Origin of the sequence: Sphingomonas sp. ASY06-1R, assembly GCF_052180265.1 — a bacterium.
Lineage (GTDB): Bacteria > Pseudomonadota > Alphaproteobacteria > Sphingomonadales > Sphingomonadaceae > Sphingomonas_I.
In genome coordinates, this window is record NZ_CP197464.1 from 658,728 (window position 1) to 672,728 (window position 14,001).

The window sequence follows — 14,001 nt, forward strand, 5'->3', positions numbered from 1 at the left end:
CACCAGGCTGGGCGTACCTCAAACGGCGCCCTGACGAACTGAAGGAAGAAGACAATGCGTCATCGTGTCGGCGGCCGTAAGCTGCAGCGTACCTCGTCCCATCGTACGGCCCTGTTCCGTAACCAAGCCGCGGCGCTGATCAAGCATGAGCAGATCACCACCACGCTTGCCAAGGCGAAGGAACTTCGCCCGTACGTGGAGAAGCTGGTCACGCTCGCCAAGAAGGGCGGCCTTTCGAACCGTCGTCTGGCGCATGCACGCCTGCTCGACGATGCACAGCTGGTGAAGCTGTTCGACGTGATCGCGGCGCGCTACGCCAGCCGTAACGGCGGGTACACCCGCGTGATCAAGGCCGGCATCCGCGCGTCGGACGCAGCATCGATGGCCGTTATCGAGTTCGTCGATCGCGACGTCTCGGCCAAGGGCCAGGATTCGGGCCCGGTGCTGGACGACGAGGCCGAAGCCGCCTGATCGACCTGAAATTCGCTGAATTGAGGAAGGCTCCGGTGGTTCACCGGGGCCTTTTTCGTTGCCGCGGCAGCCTGGGACGCGTCTTGGCTGGACAAGTTTTGCGCCCCTCCTTATCCGCCGCCCATGAGCGCCGCCCCCACCGATTGCATCCTGATCGTCGACTTCGGCAGCCAGGTCACCCAGCTGATTGCCCGCCGGGTGCGCGAGGCCGGAGTCTATAGCGAGATCGCGCCCTTCAATGCGGCCGACGCCGCGTTCGAGCGGCTCCAGCCCAAGGGGATCATCTTCTCCGGCGGCCCATCGTCGGTAATGTGGGATGATAGCCCGCGCGCGCCGCAGCACCTATTCGATCGCGGCCTGCCGATCCTGGCCATCTGTTACGGCCAGCAGACGATGGCGCACCAATTGGGCGGACGCGTAGCGCCGTCGGACGATCGCGAATTCGGCCGCGCCTTCATCGATATCGTCGCCGAATCGTCGCTATTCGATGGACTGTGGAAGGTCGGCGAGAGCCATCAGGTCTGGATGAGCCATGGCGACCGCGTGGAAGCCCTGCCGGACGGCTTTTCGGTCGTGGCCCAGTCGCCGGGGGCTCCCTATGCCATCGCGACCGATGAAGCGCGGCGCTTCTATTCGATGATGTTCCACCCGGAGGTCGTGCATACGCCGGACGGCGGCAAGCTGATCGCCAACTTTGCCCGCCACGTTTGCGGCCTGGCCGGCGATTGGACGATGGCCGAATTCCGCGCCGCCAAGATCGCCGAGATCCGCGCGCAGGTGGGCGACAAGAAAGTGATTTGCGGGCTTTCGGGCGGCGTCGACAGCGCGGTTGCGGCCGTGCTGATCCATGAGGCGATCGGCGATCAGCTGACGTGCGTGTTCGTCGACCATGGACTGATGCGGCTGGGAGAGGCCGAACAGGTCGTCAGCCTGTTCCGCGAACATTATCACATTCCGCTCGTCCATGTGGATGCAAGCGAGACGATGCTCGCCGGGTTGGCCGGACTGACCGACCCGGAGGCCAAGCGCAAATTCATCGGCAAGACCTTCATCGACATCTTCGATGCAGAGGCGAGCAAGATCGGCGGCGCGGACTTTCTGGCGCAGGGCACGCTCTATCCCGACGTGATCGAGAGCGTCAGTTTCACCGGCGGGCCGTCGGTGACGATCAAGAGCCATCACAATGTCGGCGGATTGCCCGAGCGCATGAAGATGCAGCTGGTCGAACCGCTGCGCGAATTGTTCAAGGACGAAGTCCGCGTACTCGGCCAGGAACTGGGCCTGCCCCCCGCATTCGTCGGCCGACATCCCTTCCCAGGCCCCGGCCTGGCCATCCGCATCCCGGGTGAGGTGACGCAGGAAAGGTGCGACATTTTGCGCAAGGCGGATGCGATCTATCTCGACGAGATCCGGCGCGCCGGCCTCTACGATGCGATCTGGCAGGCCTTCGCGGTGCTGCTGCCGGTACGCACCGTCGGCGTGATGGGCGATCATCGGACCTATGACAGCGTCTGCGCGCTGCGCGCCGTCACCTCGACCGACGGGATGACGGCCGACATCTATCCGTTCGATTCAGCCTTCCTGGCGCGCGTCGCGACCCGGATCGTCAACGAGGTGCAGGGCATCAACCGGGTCGTCTATGACTATACGTCCAAGCCGCCCGGTACGATCGAGTGGGAGTGACGGGGCCTTAGGTACAGGCCGAGAGCCTGTCTTTCAGCCTTGATCCCGATGGTGTGAGGCGTCAGCCGATCCTGACGCCGCCGCTCGCGGAGCGGCGCCAGGAATATCGGTTTTACCCGCGCTTCAGTCCCAGCCTTCCAGCACGACCTTGCCGCGCATGCTGGCGCTTTCGACCATCCGGTGGGCGCGTTTGAGATTCTCGGCGTTGATGGGCGTCATCCGCTCCGTCAGCGTCGTGCGCAGCCGGCCGGCGTCGACCAGCGTTGCCACTTCCGCCAGCAGCCGTCCTTGCTCAGCGATATCCGCCGTATCGAAGAGCGACCGCGTGAACATCAGCTCCCAGTGGAGGGATACCGATTTGCGCTTGAACGGAAGCGCGTCGAGTGTAGCCGGATCGTCGATCAAGGCGAAGCGGCCCTGCGGGGCGATCAGCTCGACAATGTCCGCAAGATGCCCGTCGGTGTGCGTCGTCGAGAAGACGAAAGCCGGAGCTCCAAGGCCGAGGGCCGCGATCTGCGGTGCCAGCGGCTGGCTATGATCGACGACGTGATGGGCCCCCAGGCCGGCGACCCAATCGCGCGTCTCGGGCCGCGAGGCCGTCCCGATAATCGTCAGATCCGTCAGCTGCCGTGCGAGCTGGATCGCAATCGAGCCAACTCCGCCCGCACCACCGATCACAAGCAGGACATCGGCGGCGCCGGGAACCTGCCTGCGCACCTCAAGCCGGTCGAACAAGGCTTCCCAGGCGGTGATCGCGGTAAGGGGCAGCGCGGCCGCCTCGGCCCAGTCCAGGCTGCGCGGCTTGCGAGCCACAATCCGTTCATCGACAAGGTGCCGCTCGGCATTGGCGCCCGCGCGGGCGATGCTGCCTGCGTAATAGACCTCGTCGCCGGGTTGGAACCCGGTCACATCGGGGCCGACCGCCCGGATGATGCCCGCGGCATCCCAGCCCAACGTCTTCCAGCCGTTCCCGGTGGGTGCGGTGCTTTGGCGCACTTTCACATCGACCGGATTTACCGAAACCGCTTTGACGTCGACGAGCAGATCCCGGCCCGAAGCGACGGGATCCGCAAATTCTGTATCCAGAAGCGAGTCCGGACGGTCGATCGGTCCGGCTTCGCGATAGGCGACGGCACGCATGTTGGTTCTCCTGATGATCAGCCTAGATCAGTAGGTCTGAAAGGTTGGGACGATGGGGACGGGCGGCGTGTTAGCCCGCTATATCGATCGCGACCTTGCCGCGAAGCGGATGAGGATTCCGGTTTTCCAATAGCTCGTGCGCCTTGCTCATATGATCGAGCGAGAATGTCGCGCCGATCACGGGCTTGACGAGACCGCGCTCGACCAGATGGGTCAGCGAATCCAGCTTGCCGCGATTTTGGCGCGTGAACACGAAGTGATAGGTGGCGTTGCGCCCCCACGCCTCGATCAGGTTCTGAGGCTGCGCAATGTCCACAATGCTGACGACCCGGCCGAAGTCGGCGAGCGTTGCCGGGCTCTTCGTCAGCGTGTCCCCGCCGATCGTGTCGAACACCACATTCACGCCTTGCCGGTCGGTGTGGCGCGCAACCGCGTCGACATAATCTTCGGACGTGAAGTCGATGGCTTCGTCCGCCCCGAGCGATCGTACGAAGCCGTGGTCGACGGTTCGCGCTGTCGTGATGACCCGGGCACCAATGGCCTTGGCGACCTGGATCGCGATGGTGCCGACGCCGCCGGCCCCGCCATGGATGAGGATGGTTTCGCCAACGGCGAGCTGCGCGCGCGTGACCAGGGCCTCCCAGACCGTTCCTCCGACGAGGGTCAGGCTTGCGGCCTCGAGATGGGACAGGTTCTGTGGCTTGCGGCCGACGAGCTCGACGTCTGCAACATGCTGCTCGGCATAGGAGCCCGCGCCCCCAAAGATACGCGGCGTGTAATAGACCTCGTCACCGACGGCGAACTCCGTCACATGCGATCCGGCCTCCTCGACGACGCCGGAGACGTCGTGCCCGATGATCGCGGGCAGCGGCACATGATCGGCATAGTCGCCGCGACGAATCTGGTAATCGAGCGGGTTGAGAGCGGTCGCATGGACGCGCACCCGTACTTGCCGTGGGCCAACCGTCGCGACCGGAACGTCACGCAGCTCAAACGCATCGACGCCGCCAAAGTGGGTCAGCACAGCTGCCTTCATTGTCTCCGCCATGTCCTTACTCCTCTTCATCCCGCCCGAAGGGCGCCGCCGTCGCACTTGTGATCGCGCGCCGACGAGAATTGTGCGGCGGTCCGTCCATCCCAAGTGGCCGGTGCCACGGAGCGCTATCTGGATTTCAACTATTCGAAGCGGTAGTGACCGCAATCCAGAAGCAGTTTCAAAGTTCGCTTTAAAATGCGCTAGGCCACGCTGCTTGATGCGCTGCTACGATGAGGGTCAGCGTCACGCTGGACTGGAGTGGACGATGGACTTTGAAGATCTGAGCCTGTTCGTGCGGATCGCCCAGCTTGGGAGCATCAGTGCCGCCGCGCGCGATCTCGGCATGACGCCGGCCGGAGCAAGCGCCCGCCTTGCATCCTTCGAAAAGCATCTCGGGGCGCGGCTCCTCCACCGCACGACCCGCATCGTCACCTTGACCGAGGATGGTCAGGGCTTTCTGCCGCATGCCGAGCATCTCATCGACGCCGCGGCGGTGGCGCGCGCGACATTGGGGGGCGAGCAGGCGACACCGCGCGGGACGCTTCGTGTGGCAGCGCCCTCCTCCTTTGCGCGGATGCATATCGTGCCGGGCTGGCCGATTTCGTGACACGCTATCCCGATCTCCGGCTCGACATGCGCTTGTCCGACCGGGTCGTCGATCTGGTGGAAGGCGCGTTCGATGTGGCCGTGCGTTACGCCGATCTTGGCGATTCATCCTTTATCGCGCGGCAGATTGCGCCCGACCGCCGGGTTCTGGTTGCGTCGCCCGATTATCTCGGTCGTCGCGGCCGACCTCGTCTGCCGGATGATCTCGACGCCCACGATTGTTTGGTCGTCGGGACATTGGATCGCTGGTCGTTTAAGGACGAGGCGGGGGGCACCATCGAGAAGCGGATCACGCCCACCTTGCGGATCGACGATGGCGGAGCGGTGCGCGACGCAGCCTGCGCGGGGCTCGGGATTGCGTTGATGGCGACCTGGTGCGCCGCGGACGAACTGCGCAGCGGCGCGCTGGTCCCCGTTCTCGGCGAGTATCCGCTGATATCGACCCAGACGCTGTGGGCGCTCTATCCAAGCTCGCGTGAGCTGGCGCCGAAAGTCCGGGTTTTCATAGACTGGCTCGTCGCGCGCTTCTGGCCCGAGCCATATTGGGATGAAGGATTGAACATCCGGCTCTAGGCGATCCCTGGGGACCGTCATGCCGATCGAACCGCAGCGTGCGACCGCCGGAATGAGGGACGCGCGGTGGTAACCGCGCGCGCGTCCCGTGCGTCAGGCGGTCGCGCCACCGTCAATGGTCAGGATCGCGCCCGTGATGATGCCGGCGGCCGGGCTCGCGAGATAAGCCACGGCGCTGCCGATCTCCCGCGGCTCGGCGTAGCGGCCCAGCGAGGTCAGGCTCCGCTGGAAGTCGGCCGCCGCGCCATCCGCCGGGTTGGAGTCCGTGTTGGTGGCGCCCGGCTGGATGAGGTTGACGGTGATGCCCTTCGGACCAAGCTCACGCGAAAGGCCGCGCGTGAAAGACGTCAGCGCTGCCTTCGACATCGCATAGGTCGAGATACCCGGAAACGGCACCCGTTCGCCCAGGGCCGAGCCGATCGTGATGATACGGCCGCCCTGGGCCAGGTGCGGGATGACCGCTTTCGCGAAGAATACCGGCGCGCGCACGTTGACGTCCATCACCCGCTGATATTCGCGCAGGTCGAGATCGGCGATCATGCCCGAGTGACCGATCGCGGCGCTGTTGACCAGGATATCGATACCCCCGAGCGCCGCTACGGCTTCCTCCACCGAGCGGGCGATCGCCTCGGGATCGGCGCTATCGGCCTGGATCGCGACGGCGCGGCGTCCTGCTGCTTCGATGGACTTTACAACGCCCTGCGCTTTTTCTGCTGCGCTTTGATACGTAAAAGCGACGTCGGCGCCGTTCGCGGCCAGCACCGATGCGATCGCGGCGCCGATGCCCCGGGACCCTCCCGTCACCAGGGCACGCTTTCCCTCAAGATCGAACATAAACGCGTCCCTCTCAATGATTGGTTTGAGCCGCGTGGCGTCGCGGATGTCCGCCGCACACGACCTCACACTGCGCGGACGTAACGGCTGCAATTGGCGTTTCTTAGTGGCGCAACATGCCAAACTGTGTCGCGATACGCGGAACGCCGATCACGTTCCGAGGGGCGACGAGGCCATGTTCGCGCAACCTTCAGATGGTCTTTGAGCGCAGGCCGGCACTGCGTCGGTTCCCGGCGGTCCGTCCGCCTCGAAATCGAAACCCAATCCGTTGGGGGAAGGAAAACGACATGATCATGAGTTCGTTCGCGACGATGCGGCCGGTGCTGACGTCGATCGGCGTGCTCGCCATAACGGCCCTTGGCATTGCCGCGACCCCGGCGCATGCCCAGGGCCGCAAGCACCGCGAGGACGCGCGTACCTGCGCCAGCTTCGGGATCGGCTATGGTACGCCCGGCTACGGCAACTGCATGTTGGAGCAGCAGCACCGCCGCGATTTCAAACAGCGGAAGACGCTGGAGGAGATGGCGCTTACCTCGCAGATCGCCAAGGACGGCCAGATCATGGCCGAGCGGGCGCGTCGGCAGCGCTGTGACCGGAACCCGGATCGGCATGAATGTCGCCGACGCTGAGCCGGAGGTCTTTTGACGAACCGCGAAGCCCCGCCATGTTCGCGTGGGAACCTATCGGATCTGGCTTAACCATGGCGGGAGGTCTTCATAGGGAGAACGCGGCCGGCCCCCGTCGTCATTCTGCCCCGTGCCGTCGCCCCAGCCGCGGGGCTGGAGGCCGGGCGGCACGATCTTTTCAGCGCGCCTCCGCTGGATGGCGCATTCGCGGGCAAGGAAGTCGAGCAACGCGCGTACGGACGGGAACAGGCCGCGGCGCGATGGGAAGACGGCGTGGACTATCCCCGACTCGGGCCGCCACTCCGGGAGTATATCGATCAGGCGGCCGGACATGACGTCTTCCGAGACGAAGATCGTCGGCAATTGCACCACGCCCGCGCCCGCTATCGCGGCATCGCGGAGCACCGACATATCGTCGGTCACCAGTCGCGGCGTGTGTGGGACTGTCGCAACCTTGCCATCGGCGTGACGCAATCCCCAATTGTGCTCGCGGGTAGCCCGCACGAGGTCGAGACTGGTGATGCCATGAAGATCTGCCGGCGATTGCAGCGGCTTGCGGATCAAGGTCGGCGCGGCGACCAGGCATTGCGCGCTTTCATCGAGCCGCCGCATGACCAGGCCGGTCGAGTCGAGCGGGGGGAAGCGTACGCGGATCGCCAGATCGAGCCCTTCGGAGATTACGTCGACCCGGCGATTGCTGCTCTCCAGCAGGATCTGCACGCCGCGATTGAGCATCATGAAGCGGGCGATCATGTCGCCGAACTGGAAGGATAGCAGGGCGGTGGGGCAGCTCATCCGCACCACGCCGCGTGGTTCACCCTGAACCTGAGCGGCAACCTGCTCGGCGGCTTCCGCTTCGACGAGCATCGCGATGCACCGATCGTAAACGTCCCGCCCGACCTCGGTTACCGAGAAGCGCCGTGACGATCGGTTGAGCAGCCGCACGCCCAGTCTTTCCTCGAGCGCGAGTATGCGGCGGCTAAGCAGCGATTTCTGGACACCGAGTGCGCGGCCGGCGGCCGAGAAACCGCCATGATCCACAATTGCCGCAAAATAAGAGAGGTCATTCAAGTCTCGCATCGTCCTGTCAGTAGGACGCTGCGTCACTTTCAACAACCTTTCCATTCGGTCGTCTCGTCATAATTATGCTCGACACGTCACGCCACGCGGCACGGCGCAATCGGAGAATGTATATGGCCCAGGTAATTGGCCGCTACGGCAACGACCGGCAGCATTGGGTGGGCGACGGTTTCCCCGTCCGATCGCTCTTTTCGTATAATGATCTGGGCGCCCACGTTAGCCCCTTCCTCCTGCTCGACTATGCCGGCCCACATGTTTTCGCCCCCTCTCGCGAACGGAGGGGCGTCGGCAAACATCCGCATCGTGGCTTCGAAACGGTCACCATCGTCTATGACGGCGAGGTCGAGCACCGCGACTCCACCGGCAATGGCGGCCTGATCGGGCCCGGCGACGTTCAATGGATGACCGCAGCGGGCGGGATCATCCACGAAGAATATCACTCGCCCGGTTTCGCACGGACCGGCGGCCCTTTCCGCGTGGTACAACTCTGGGTCAACCTGCCCGCCAAGGACAAGATGGCGCCTGCCGGATATCAGGCTATCCTGAAGGCCGACATTCCGGTCGTAGCCCTTCCCGGGGACGCGGGTACGGCGCGCATCATCGCCGGCGACTATCAGGGGATCAGGGGCGCGGCGCATACTTTTACGCCGATCAACCTGTGGGATCTGAGCCTGAATGCAGGCGCAGCCCTGGAGCTCGATCTCCCCGCAGGCCATACCGCCATGATCGTCGTGCTCACAGGGCACGTCACGATCGCCGAAACCCAGACGGCCGGCGAAGCGGAAATGGTGCTGCTCAGCCGTGATGGCGGCGAGATCGCCATTCGCGCCGACGGCGATGCGAAGCTGTTGGTGTTGACCGGCCAACCCATTGACGAGCCGATCGTCGGATACGGGCCCTTCGTGATGAACAGCGAAGCGGAAATCCGGCAGGCCGCCGAAGACTTCAACCGCGGACGCTTCGTCTCCGTCGCACCATGATCAGGGGGCCGGGCGCCCATCGCGACCGGCCCCTTTTTCCTGCGGATCGGTTGGCGCTCGGCCGTCCGCTTGATGATTGGCGTCCACACGCCGGCAGCGCACAATTTCAACAGCGAAGGGACCAGCATGGCCAGCGAAACGATCCGTAACCCGCAGACCGATCATCTTCTCACCCCGGACAATACGCCTTCATCATCATCGATTATCAGCCGGTTCAGGTCTCTTCGATCCGTTCGATGCCGCGCGATGAGCTGGTCTTCAACATCGTCAGCGCCGCCAAGGCAGCGCTGAACTACAATGTTCCCATCATTCACTCGACCGTGAACGTGCAAACTGGCCGCAACAAGCCGCCAATCCAGGGGCTGCAGGACGTGCTCGGCCACCTCCCGACCTACGACCGCACCTCCATCAACAGTTGGGAGGACACCGGCTTCAAGACCGCGGTCAAGGCGCTCGGTCGGCGCAAGCTCATCATGACCGCGCTCTGGACGGAGGCCTGCCTCACCTTCCCGGCGCTCGATGCGATTCAGGAGGGGTATGAAGTCTATGTGCCGGTCGATGCGGTCGGCGGCACGTCGGTGGCTGCGCACGAGGCCGCGCTTCGCCGCATCGAACAGGCTGGCGCGAAGTTGATCAGCCGCGTGCAGATGTATTGCGAGCTGCAGCGCGACTGGGCGCGCGACGCCACGATCCCCGGCTTCATGGATGTCTTCGAAAGCTTCGACGGCTTCAATCCCGAGAAATCGGCCCCCGCTACCTGACGCACATGCGGACGAGTGGCATCGGTCCAAGACCGGCGCCACTCGTCTTCGCATGTACTGATCGGCCTGTTTTTGATTGATCAGAGCGAGGACCGAACTGTCAGGACGAACACGCGGATTACGCCTCTGTGGAAGGGCAAACCTTGATGCCGTTGTTGGGGGCCAAATGGCGGGAGACACGAGCCGCAGCGATGTCCGGCGCCGAAGAGCGCTATTGCACTTCACGCTATGATAGCCTTCAACTTGGCACACCGTGTCGCGGAAACGGGAACAGTGGATGGATATCGAAGAGCTGCGCACGTTCGTTGAGGTCGCTGACGCCGGCGGTGTCACGCCGGCCGCGCGCAGACTTGGCCTTTCCAAATCGATCGTCAGCCGGCGCCTTGCCAGGCTCGAGCAGGATCTGGGCGTGCAATTGCTCGCGCGAACGACGCGCGGGGCTGCGTTGACCGAGGCCGGAGCCACGTTTCGCGATCATGCGGCCCGGGTCTGCAATGAGATCGATCTTGCGCGAGAGACCATCCTGCCGATGGGAGAGCTCCGCGGACGGTTGCGGATTGCCGCGCCCCTCTCCTTCGGTCCGACGCATTTCGCCGCAATATTATCGCAAATGGCGCAACGTCATCCGGAGCTCCACGTCCACGCCAGCTATACGGATCGCTTCGTGGATCTCGTCGGGGAGGGCTTTGATTGCGCCATCCGCCTCGGCCATCTTCCGGATTCCGTGCTGATTGCACGACGTGTCGGGCCGATCCGCGCCATGCTGGTCGCCAGTCCTGCCTATATCGCGGCGCATGGCGCGCCCGAAACGCCAGACGAGATCCTCCAACACCAGGCCGTCATGCAGGGGACGGAGACGTGGCAATTCATGGATGGCGATACGGTCGTGACCGTGCGCCCCAACGGGCGCTTCAAAGCGGATAACGGCGTGTCACTCGTCGCGGCCGCCCTCGAAGGGGTGGGGCTCGCATATTTGCCCGAACTGCTGGTTGCGGATCACATCGCGTCGGGCGCGCTCATTTCCATCATGACACGGCATCCTATTCCTGAGGCCGGCATTTTCGTCGTGCGGCCACCCGGTCAGCATCCGTCTCGAAAGGTGCGGATCCTGACCGAGATGCTCATCGAATGTTACGAAAAGCCGCCCGCGCGCGAAAGCTGAGGGAATGGCGCCAAGGGCAACACGCGATCAGCATAGGGGCAACTTCCGCAAAGGCGGCAAACCGCTGTGGCCATGCGCGTTCCCACACGTGCGACACAGTTCGCCAAGAAGCGGCGCTTCCGCGTCGGCGACCGAACGGGCAATATCGGCACGCCATGGGAATGCATCGCCGCACGATGCAATTGGCTCCGTCTTATGGGAATGGCACGGATTTCATCGGGCCGGTCCTGTTCTCCTCCAGCGCGCAGCCGCGTGTCCGGTCATGATAGAATTAGGCGAGGGCTCGGTGCGGAGATTTTGAGACATGCAGGATAGTCCAGGTGCGGTGAAGCTGGAGAAGCGTGAAATCCCGGTCCCGCTTTCGATCAGCGAGGAAGCGCGGGCGGTCCTGGCCCGCATGGTCGGCGAAGATGGGGTGCCCTTCAATGCGGCCTATGAAATGCCGCAGCCGGATGATCATGCCGGCTGGATGACGATCAAGGCCGCGGCGGACGCACATTATGCTGCCGCATTGCAGGGCCTGGCGGGCAATCTGCGCGCCACGTCCGTGCCGATCGAGGCAGGGGCCGCCATTGTCCATCTCGCTACGCCGGAAGCCCCCTTCGACGATCGGTATGTCGTAATCGACATCCACGGCGGCGCCCTTGTCTTCGGGGGTGGAGAGGCGTGTCGGGTCAGCGCCTGCCGCCAGGCCGATCAGCATGCCGTGCGATGCTATGGCGTCGATTACCGCATGCCGCCCGAACATCCCTATCCGGCCGCACTCGAAGATTGCGTGACGGCATACCGGCTCGTCCTGGAACGCCACGCGCCCGCCAGCATCTCCATCTGTGGCCGGTCGGCGGGTGGAAACCTCGCCGCGGCCATGCTGGTGCGCGCACGGGAGGAGGGGCTGCCGATGCCCGCCAGCCTCGTCCTATTGTCGCCGCAGGTTGATCTGACCGAGTCCGGAGACAGTTTCCGAACGAACGAGATGATCGACGCGGTGCTGCCGCGCTCGCTCCTCTCGAACAATCTCCTTTACGCGGCCGGCGCGGCGCTGGCAGACCCGCTTCTATCCCCCCTGTTTGCCGATCTGCGCGAGTTTCCCCCGACATTCCTGCAGAGCGGAACGCGTGACCTGTTCCTGTCGAACACCGTCCGGATGCACCGGGCCCTGCGCGGAGCGGGCGTGCCAGCCGAACTGCACGTTTTCGAAGCCATGCCCCATGGCGGCTTCATGGGCGCGACCCCGGAAGACAAGGAGCTGGATGCGGAGATACGTCGCTTCGTGCGAAAATATTGGCCGCAGCCGCACCTTTAGAGCTGCCGGTAGACTGGGGCGCGCCCGCGCCGAAACCTTGATCCAACAAAGTGAGAGCGTGGAACGTGGAAACGATTGGCCGAGACCTTCTGGAAATGCAGCGTGTTCCGCTGGCGGACGCCCACATCACCGCGATCCGCGCGGCCGGCAAAGAGGTTCGCTATCCCGCCGGCGCGATCCTCGTCCGCCCGGGTGACCCGATCGAGAGCTTCGTGCTGGTGGAAGAAGGCGAGATCGAGGTGATGAACATCTTCACCGGCGAGCGCCTTGTCCCGGCGACGCTGGGGCCGACACAATTCATGGCAGACATTGCGCTTCTGGCCGGCGGCAGCTGGTCGATGGCATTCCGGGCCGCGCAGGACACGCGGGTGATCGAGGTGCCGCGCGTCGAAATGCTGCGGCTGATGGCGCAGGTGCCCGAAATGTCCGATATCATCATCACGGTGCTGGCTGCGCGCCGCCGGAGACAGCTGGAAACCGGCTATAGTTCGCTCGTGCTGATCGGCGAGGAAGTGGACCGGAACGTTCGCAGTATCGCCGAATTTGCGGGGCGCAATCGGGTCCCCTGCGTCTCCCATCCACTGGGGAGCGCGCAAGCACATGCGGTTGCCCTCAGCTGCGCCTCGGACCCCAACCGACCCGCCGTTATCTTTGGCAGGGACACGGTCATCCATGATCCAACGCCCAGGACGATCGCCCGTTTGATCGGGATGAACCAGGATCTCGTCAACGACGAAGCTGTCGACGTCCTCATCGTCGGCGGCGGCCCCGCCGGCGTGGCGGCGGGTGTCTATGCCGGCGCCGAGGGCTTGAACGCGCTGGTGACCGAAGAGATTGCGATCGGGGGGCAGGCGGGTACCTCCAGCCGTATCGAGAATTATATGGGTTTTCCAACCGGCATCTCGGGCGCTGATCTGGTCTGGCGCGGCGAGGTGCAGGCGATGAAGTTTGGCACCCGTTTCGCCATGCCGCTGCGCGTCACATCCCTGGAGTATCTGGAAGATCGCACCTTTTGTGCGACGTTCGATACGGGCCAACGGATACGCTCGCGGGCGGTCGTGATCGCAACCGGCGTACAATATCGTCGCATGGCGATCGATCGGCTCGCGGACTTCGAAGGTGCGGGGATTTACTATTCCGCGACCGAGAATGAGGCGCGCTTCTGCCGCGATGCGGAGGTGATTGTCATCGGCGGGGGTAATTCCGCCGGCCAGGCGGCCATGTTCCTCAGTCGCGTCGCCGCGCGCGTGCGCCTTCTGGTCCGTGGCAACACGCTTGCCACCTCGATGTCCAATTATCTGTCGAGCCGGCTGGAAGCCGATCCGGCCATCACGATCGAATATGGCGCGCAGGTCGCCGCGGTCCATGGGGGCGATCGGCTCGAGGCGGTAACGATCCGTCGCGGGGATGCTCTGGAGGAGGTCGAGACGTGCGCGGTCTTCGTGATGGTGGGCGCTGTGCCGAACACCGGATGGTTATCCGATCTCGTGCGCCTGGACGACAAAGGCTTCGTGCTCACCGGCGGAGATGCGAACGCCGCCTCTCCCTACGAAACCTCCTGTCCCGGCATCTTTGCGGTCGGTGACGTGCGCGCCGGATCGGTGAAGCGCGTCGCGTCCTCCGTGGGTGAGGGCTCGGTGGTCATTTCCCGCGTCTGGGATCACGTCAACGCGATCGATTGACCGGCGCTGCCGCCGGTCAATCTCACAGCCTATGTCACCACGCCGTTCGACGCAGGAGGTGACC

The 14,001-nt window shown here is 64.3% G+C and carries 14 protein-coding genes; 10 read left to right on the forward strand and 4 right to left on the reverse strand.

Translation table 11 applies throughout. The annotated features are described in order from the left end of the window. The first annotated feature begins 54 nt into the window (after positions 1 to 54). Together rplQ and guaA are read left to right on the forward strand one after the other, a co-directional pair. Positions 55 to 471, forward strand: coding sequence for a 50S ribosomal protein L17 (gene rplQ / locus ACSBM8_RS03360; protein WP_442680246.1), 417 nt, complete (start codon positions 55 to 57; stop codon positions 469 to 471). Between the two features lie 123 nt (positions 472 to 594). After that, entirely contained in the window at positions 595 to 2,154 is a 1,560-nt protein-coding gene (gene guaA, locus ACSBM8_RS03365) for a glutamine-hydrolyzing GMP synthase (protein ID WP_442680247.1), read from the forward strand. Positions 2,155 to 2,277: 123 nt separating this feature from the next. Here the strand turns inward: guaA and ACSBM8_RS03370 are convergent, their stop codons facing one another. Both ACSBM8_RS03370 and ACSBM8_RS03375 read right to left on the reverse strand, forming a co-directional pair. Then, the gene (locus ACSBM8_RS03370) at positions 2,278 to 3,294 is read right to left on the reverse strand and encodes a zinc-binding alcohol dehydrogenase family protein (protein WP_442680248.1); all 1,017 of its coding nucleotides are present in this window, start codon (positions 3,292 to 3,294) and stop codon (positions 2,278 to 2,280) included. A 70-nt stretch (positions 3,295 to 3,364) separates the two neighbouring features. After that, positions 3,365 to 4,342, reverse strand: a complete 978-nt coding sequence (locus ACSBM8_RS03375) for a zinc-dependent alcohol dehydrogenase family protein (RefSeq protein ID WP_442680249.1) — start codon at positions 4,340 to 4,342, stop codon at positions 3,365 to 3,367. Between the two features lie 253 nt (positions 4,343 to 4,595). Between ACSBM8_RS03375 and ACSBM8_RS03380 the strand changes: the two genes are divergently transcribed. Next, positions 4,596 to 4,937, forward strand: coding sequence for a LysR family transcriptional regulator (locus ACSBM8_RS03380; RefSeq protein ID WP_442680250.1), 342 nt, complete (start codon positions 4,596 to 4,598; stop codon positions 4,935 to 4,937). Beyond that, positions 4,934 to 5,509, forward strand: a complete 576-nt coding sequence (locus ACSBM8_RS03385; protein WP_442680251.1) for a substrate binding domain-containing protein — start codon at positions 4,934 to 4,936, stop codon at positions 5,507 to 5,509. Before ACSBM8_RS03380 ends, ACSBM8_RS03385 begins: the two co-directional genes overlap by 4 nt. Positions 5,510 to 5,602: 93 nt before the next feature. Here the strand turns inward: ACSBM8_RS03385 and ACSBM8_RS03390 are convergent, their stop codons facing one another. Further along, positions 5,603 to 6,436 carry an SDR family NAD(P)-dependent oxidoreductase gene (locus ACSBM8_RS03390; protein ID WP_442680252.1) on the reverse strand — a complete coding sequence of 278 codons (834 nt, stop codon included), beginning with the start codon at positions 6,434 to 6,436 and terminating at the stop codon, positions 5,603 to 5,605. Between the two features lie 194 nt (positions 6,437 to 6,630). Here ACSBM8_RS03390 and ACSBM8_RS03395 point away from each other — a divergent pair, with 194 nt between their 5' ends. Further along, the gene (locus ACSBM8_RS03395) at positions 6,631 to 6,972 is read left to right on the forward strand and encodes a hypothetical protein (RefSeq protein ID WP_442680253.1); all 342 of its coding nucleotides are present in this window, start codon (positions 6,631 to 6,633) and stop codon (positions 6,970 to 6,972) included. A 51-nt stretch (positions 6,973 to 7,023) separates the two neighbouring features. Here the strand turns inward: ACSBM8_RS03395 and ACSBM8_RS03400 are convergent, their stop codons facing one another. Continuing rightward, the gene (locus tag ACSBM8_RS03400; protein ID WP_442680254.1) at positions 7,024 to 8,049 is read right to left on the reverse strand and encodes a LysR substrate-binding domain-containing protein; all 1,026 of its coding nucleotides are present in this window, start codon (positions 8,047 to 8,049) and stop codon (positions 7,024 to 7,026) included. 113 nt (positions 8,050 to 8,162) lie between these two features. On the opposite strand from ACSBM8_RS03400, the gene ACSBM8_RS03405 reads away from it, so the two are divergent. The 5 genes from ACSBM8_RS03405 (at position 8,163) to ACSBM8_RS03425 (ending at position 13,937) form a co-directional block, all read left to right on the forward strand. Then, positions 8,163 to 9,029: a pirin family protein gene (locus tag ACSBM8_RS03405; RefSeq protein ID WP_442680255.1), complete on the forward strand. Its 867-nt coding sequence runs from the start codon at positions 8,163 to 8,165 to the stop codon at positions 9,027 to 9,029. Between the two features lie 236 nt (positions 9,030 to 9,265). Next, complete coding sequence (locus ACSBM8_RS03410) at positions 9,266 to 9,790, forward strand: isochorismatase family protein (protein ID WP_442680256.1); 525 nt, start codon at positions 9,266 to 9,268, stop codon at positions 9,788 to 9,790. Positions 9,791 to 10,067: 277 nt separating this feature from the next. Next, positions 10,068 to 10,952, forward strand: a complete 885-nt coding sequence (locus ACSBM8_RS03415; protein WP_442680257.1) for a LysR family transcriptional regulator — start codon at positions 10,068 to 10,070, stop codon at positions 10,950 to 10,952. 304 nt (positions 10,953 to 11,256) lie between these two features. Then, positions 11,257 to 12,255 (forward strand): alpha/beta hydrolase, encoded by a 999-nt coding sequence (locus ACSBM8_RS03420; RefSeq protein WP_442680258.1) that lies wholly within the window; start codon positions 11,257 to 11,259, stop codon positions 12,253 to 12,255. 95 nt (positions 12,256 to 12,350) lie between these two features. Next, positions 12,351 to 13,937, forward strand: coding sequence for an FAD-dependent oxidoreductase (locus ACSBM8_RS03425; protein ID WP_442680259.1), 1,587 nt, complete (start codon positions 12,351 to 12,353; stop codon positions 13,935 to 13,937). Positions 13,938 to 14,001: the final 64 nt, after the last annotated feature.

What these genes read in the sequence shown, in the direction of transcription:
- rplQ (WP_442680246.1), top strand. Translation starts at nt 55, where the DNA reads ATGCGTCATCGTGTCGGCGGCCGTAAGCTGCAGCGTACCTCGTCCCAT.
- guaA (WP_442680247.1), top strand. Translation starts at nt 595, where the DNA reads ATGAGCGCCGCCCCCACCGATTGCATCCTGATCGTCGACTTCGGCAGC.
- ACSBM8_RS03370 (WP_442680248.1), bottom strand. Translation starts at nt 3,294, where the DNA reads ATGCGTGCCGTCGCCTATCGCGAAGCCGGACCGATCGACCGTCCGGAC.
- ACSBM8_RS03375 (WP_442680249.1), bottom strand. Translation starts at nt 4,342, where the DNA reads ATGGCGGAGACAATGAAGGCAGCTGTGCTGACCCACTTTGGCGGCGTC.
- ACSBM8_RS03380 (WP_442680250.1), top strand. Translation starts at nt 4,596, where the DNA reads ATGGACTTTGAAGATCTGAGCCTGTTCGTGCGGATCGCCCAGCTTGGG.
- ACSBM8_RS03395 (WP_442680253.1), top strand. Translation starts at nt 6,631, where the DNA reads ATGATCATGAGTTCGTTCGCGACGATGCGGCCGGTGCTGACGTCGATC.
- ACSBM8_RS03400 (WP_442680254.1), bottom strand. Translation starts at nt 8,049, where the DNA reads ATGCGAGACTTGAATGACCTCTCTTATTTTGCGGCAATTGTGGATCAT.
- ACSBM8_RS03405 (WP_442680255.1), top strand. Translation starts at nt 8,163, where the DNA reads ATGGCCCAGGTAATTGGCCGCTACGGCAACGACCGGCAGCATTGGGTG.
- ACSBM8_RS03410 (WP_442680256.1), top strand. Translation starts at nt 9,266, where the DNA reads ATGCCGCGCGATGAGCTGGTCTTCAACATCGTCAGCGCCGCCAAGGCA.
- ACSBM8_RS03415 (WP_442680257.1), top strand. Translation starts at nt 10,068, where the DNA reads ATGGATATCGAAGAGCTGCGCACGTTCGTTGAGGTCGCTGACGCCGGC.
- ACSBM8_RS03420 (WP_442680258.1), top strand. Translation starts at nt 11,257, where the DNA reads ATGCAGGATAGTCCAGGTGCGGTGAAGCTGGAGAAGCGTGAAATCCCG.
- ACSBM8_RS03425 (WP_442680259.1), top strand. Translation starts at nt 12,351, where the DNA reads ATGCAGCGTGTTCCGCTGGCGGACGCCCACATCACCGCGATCCGCGCG.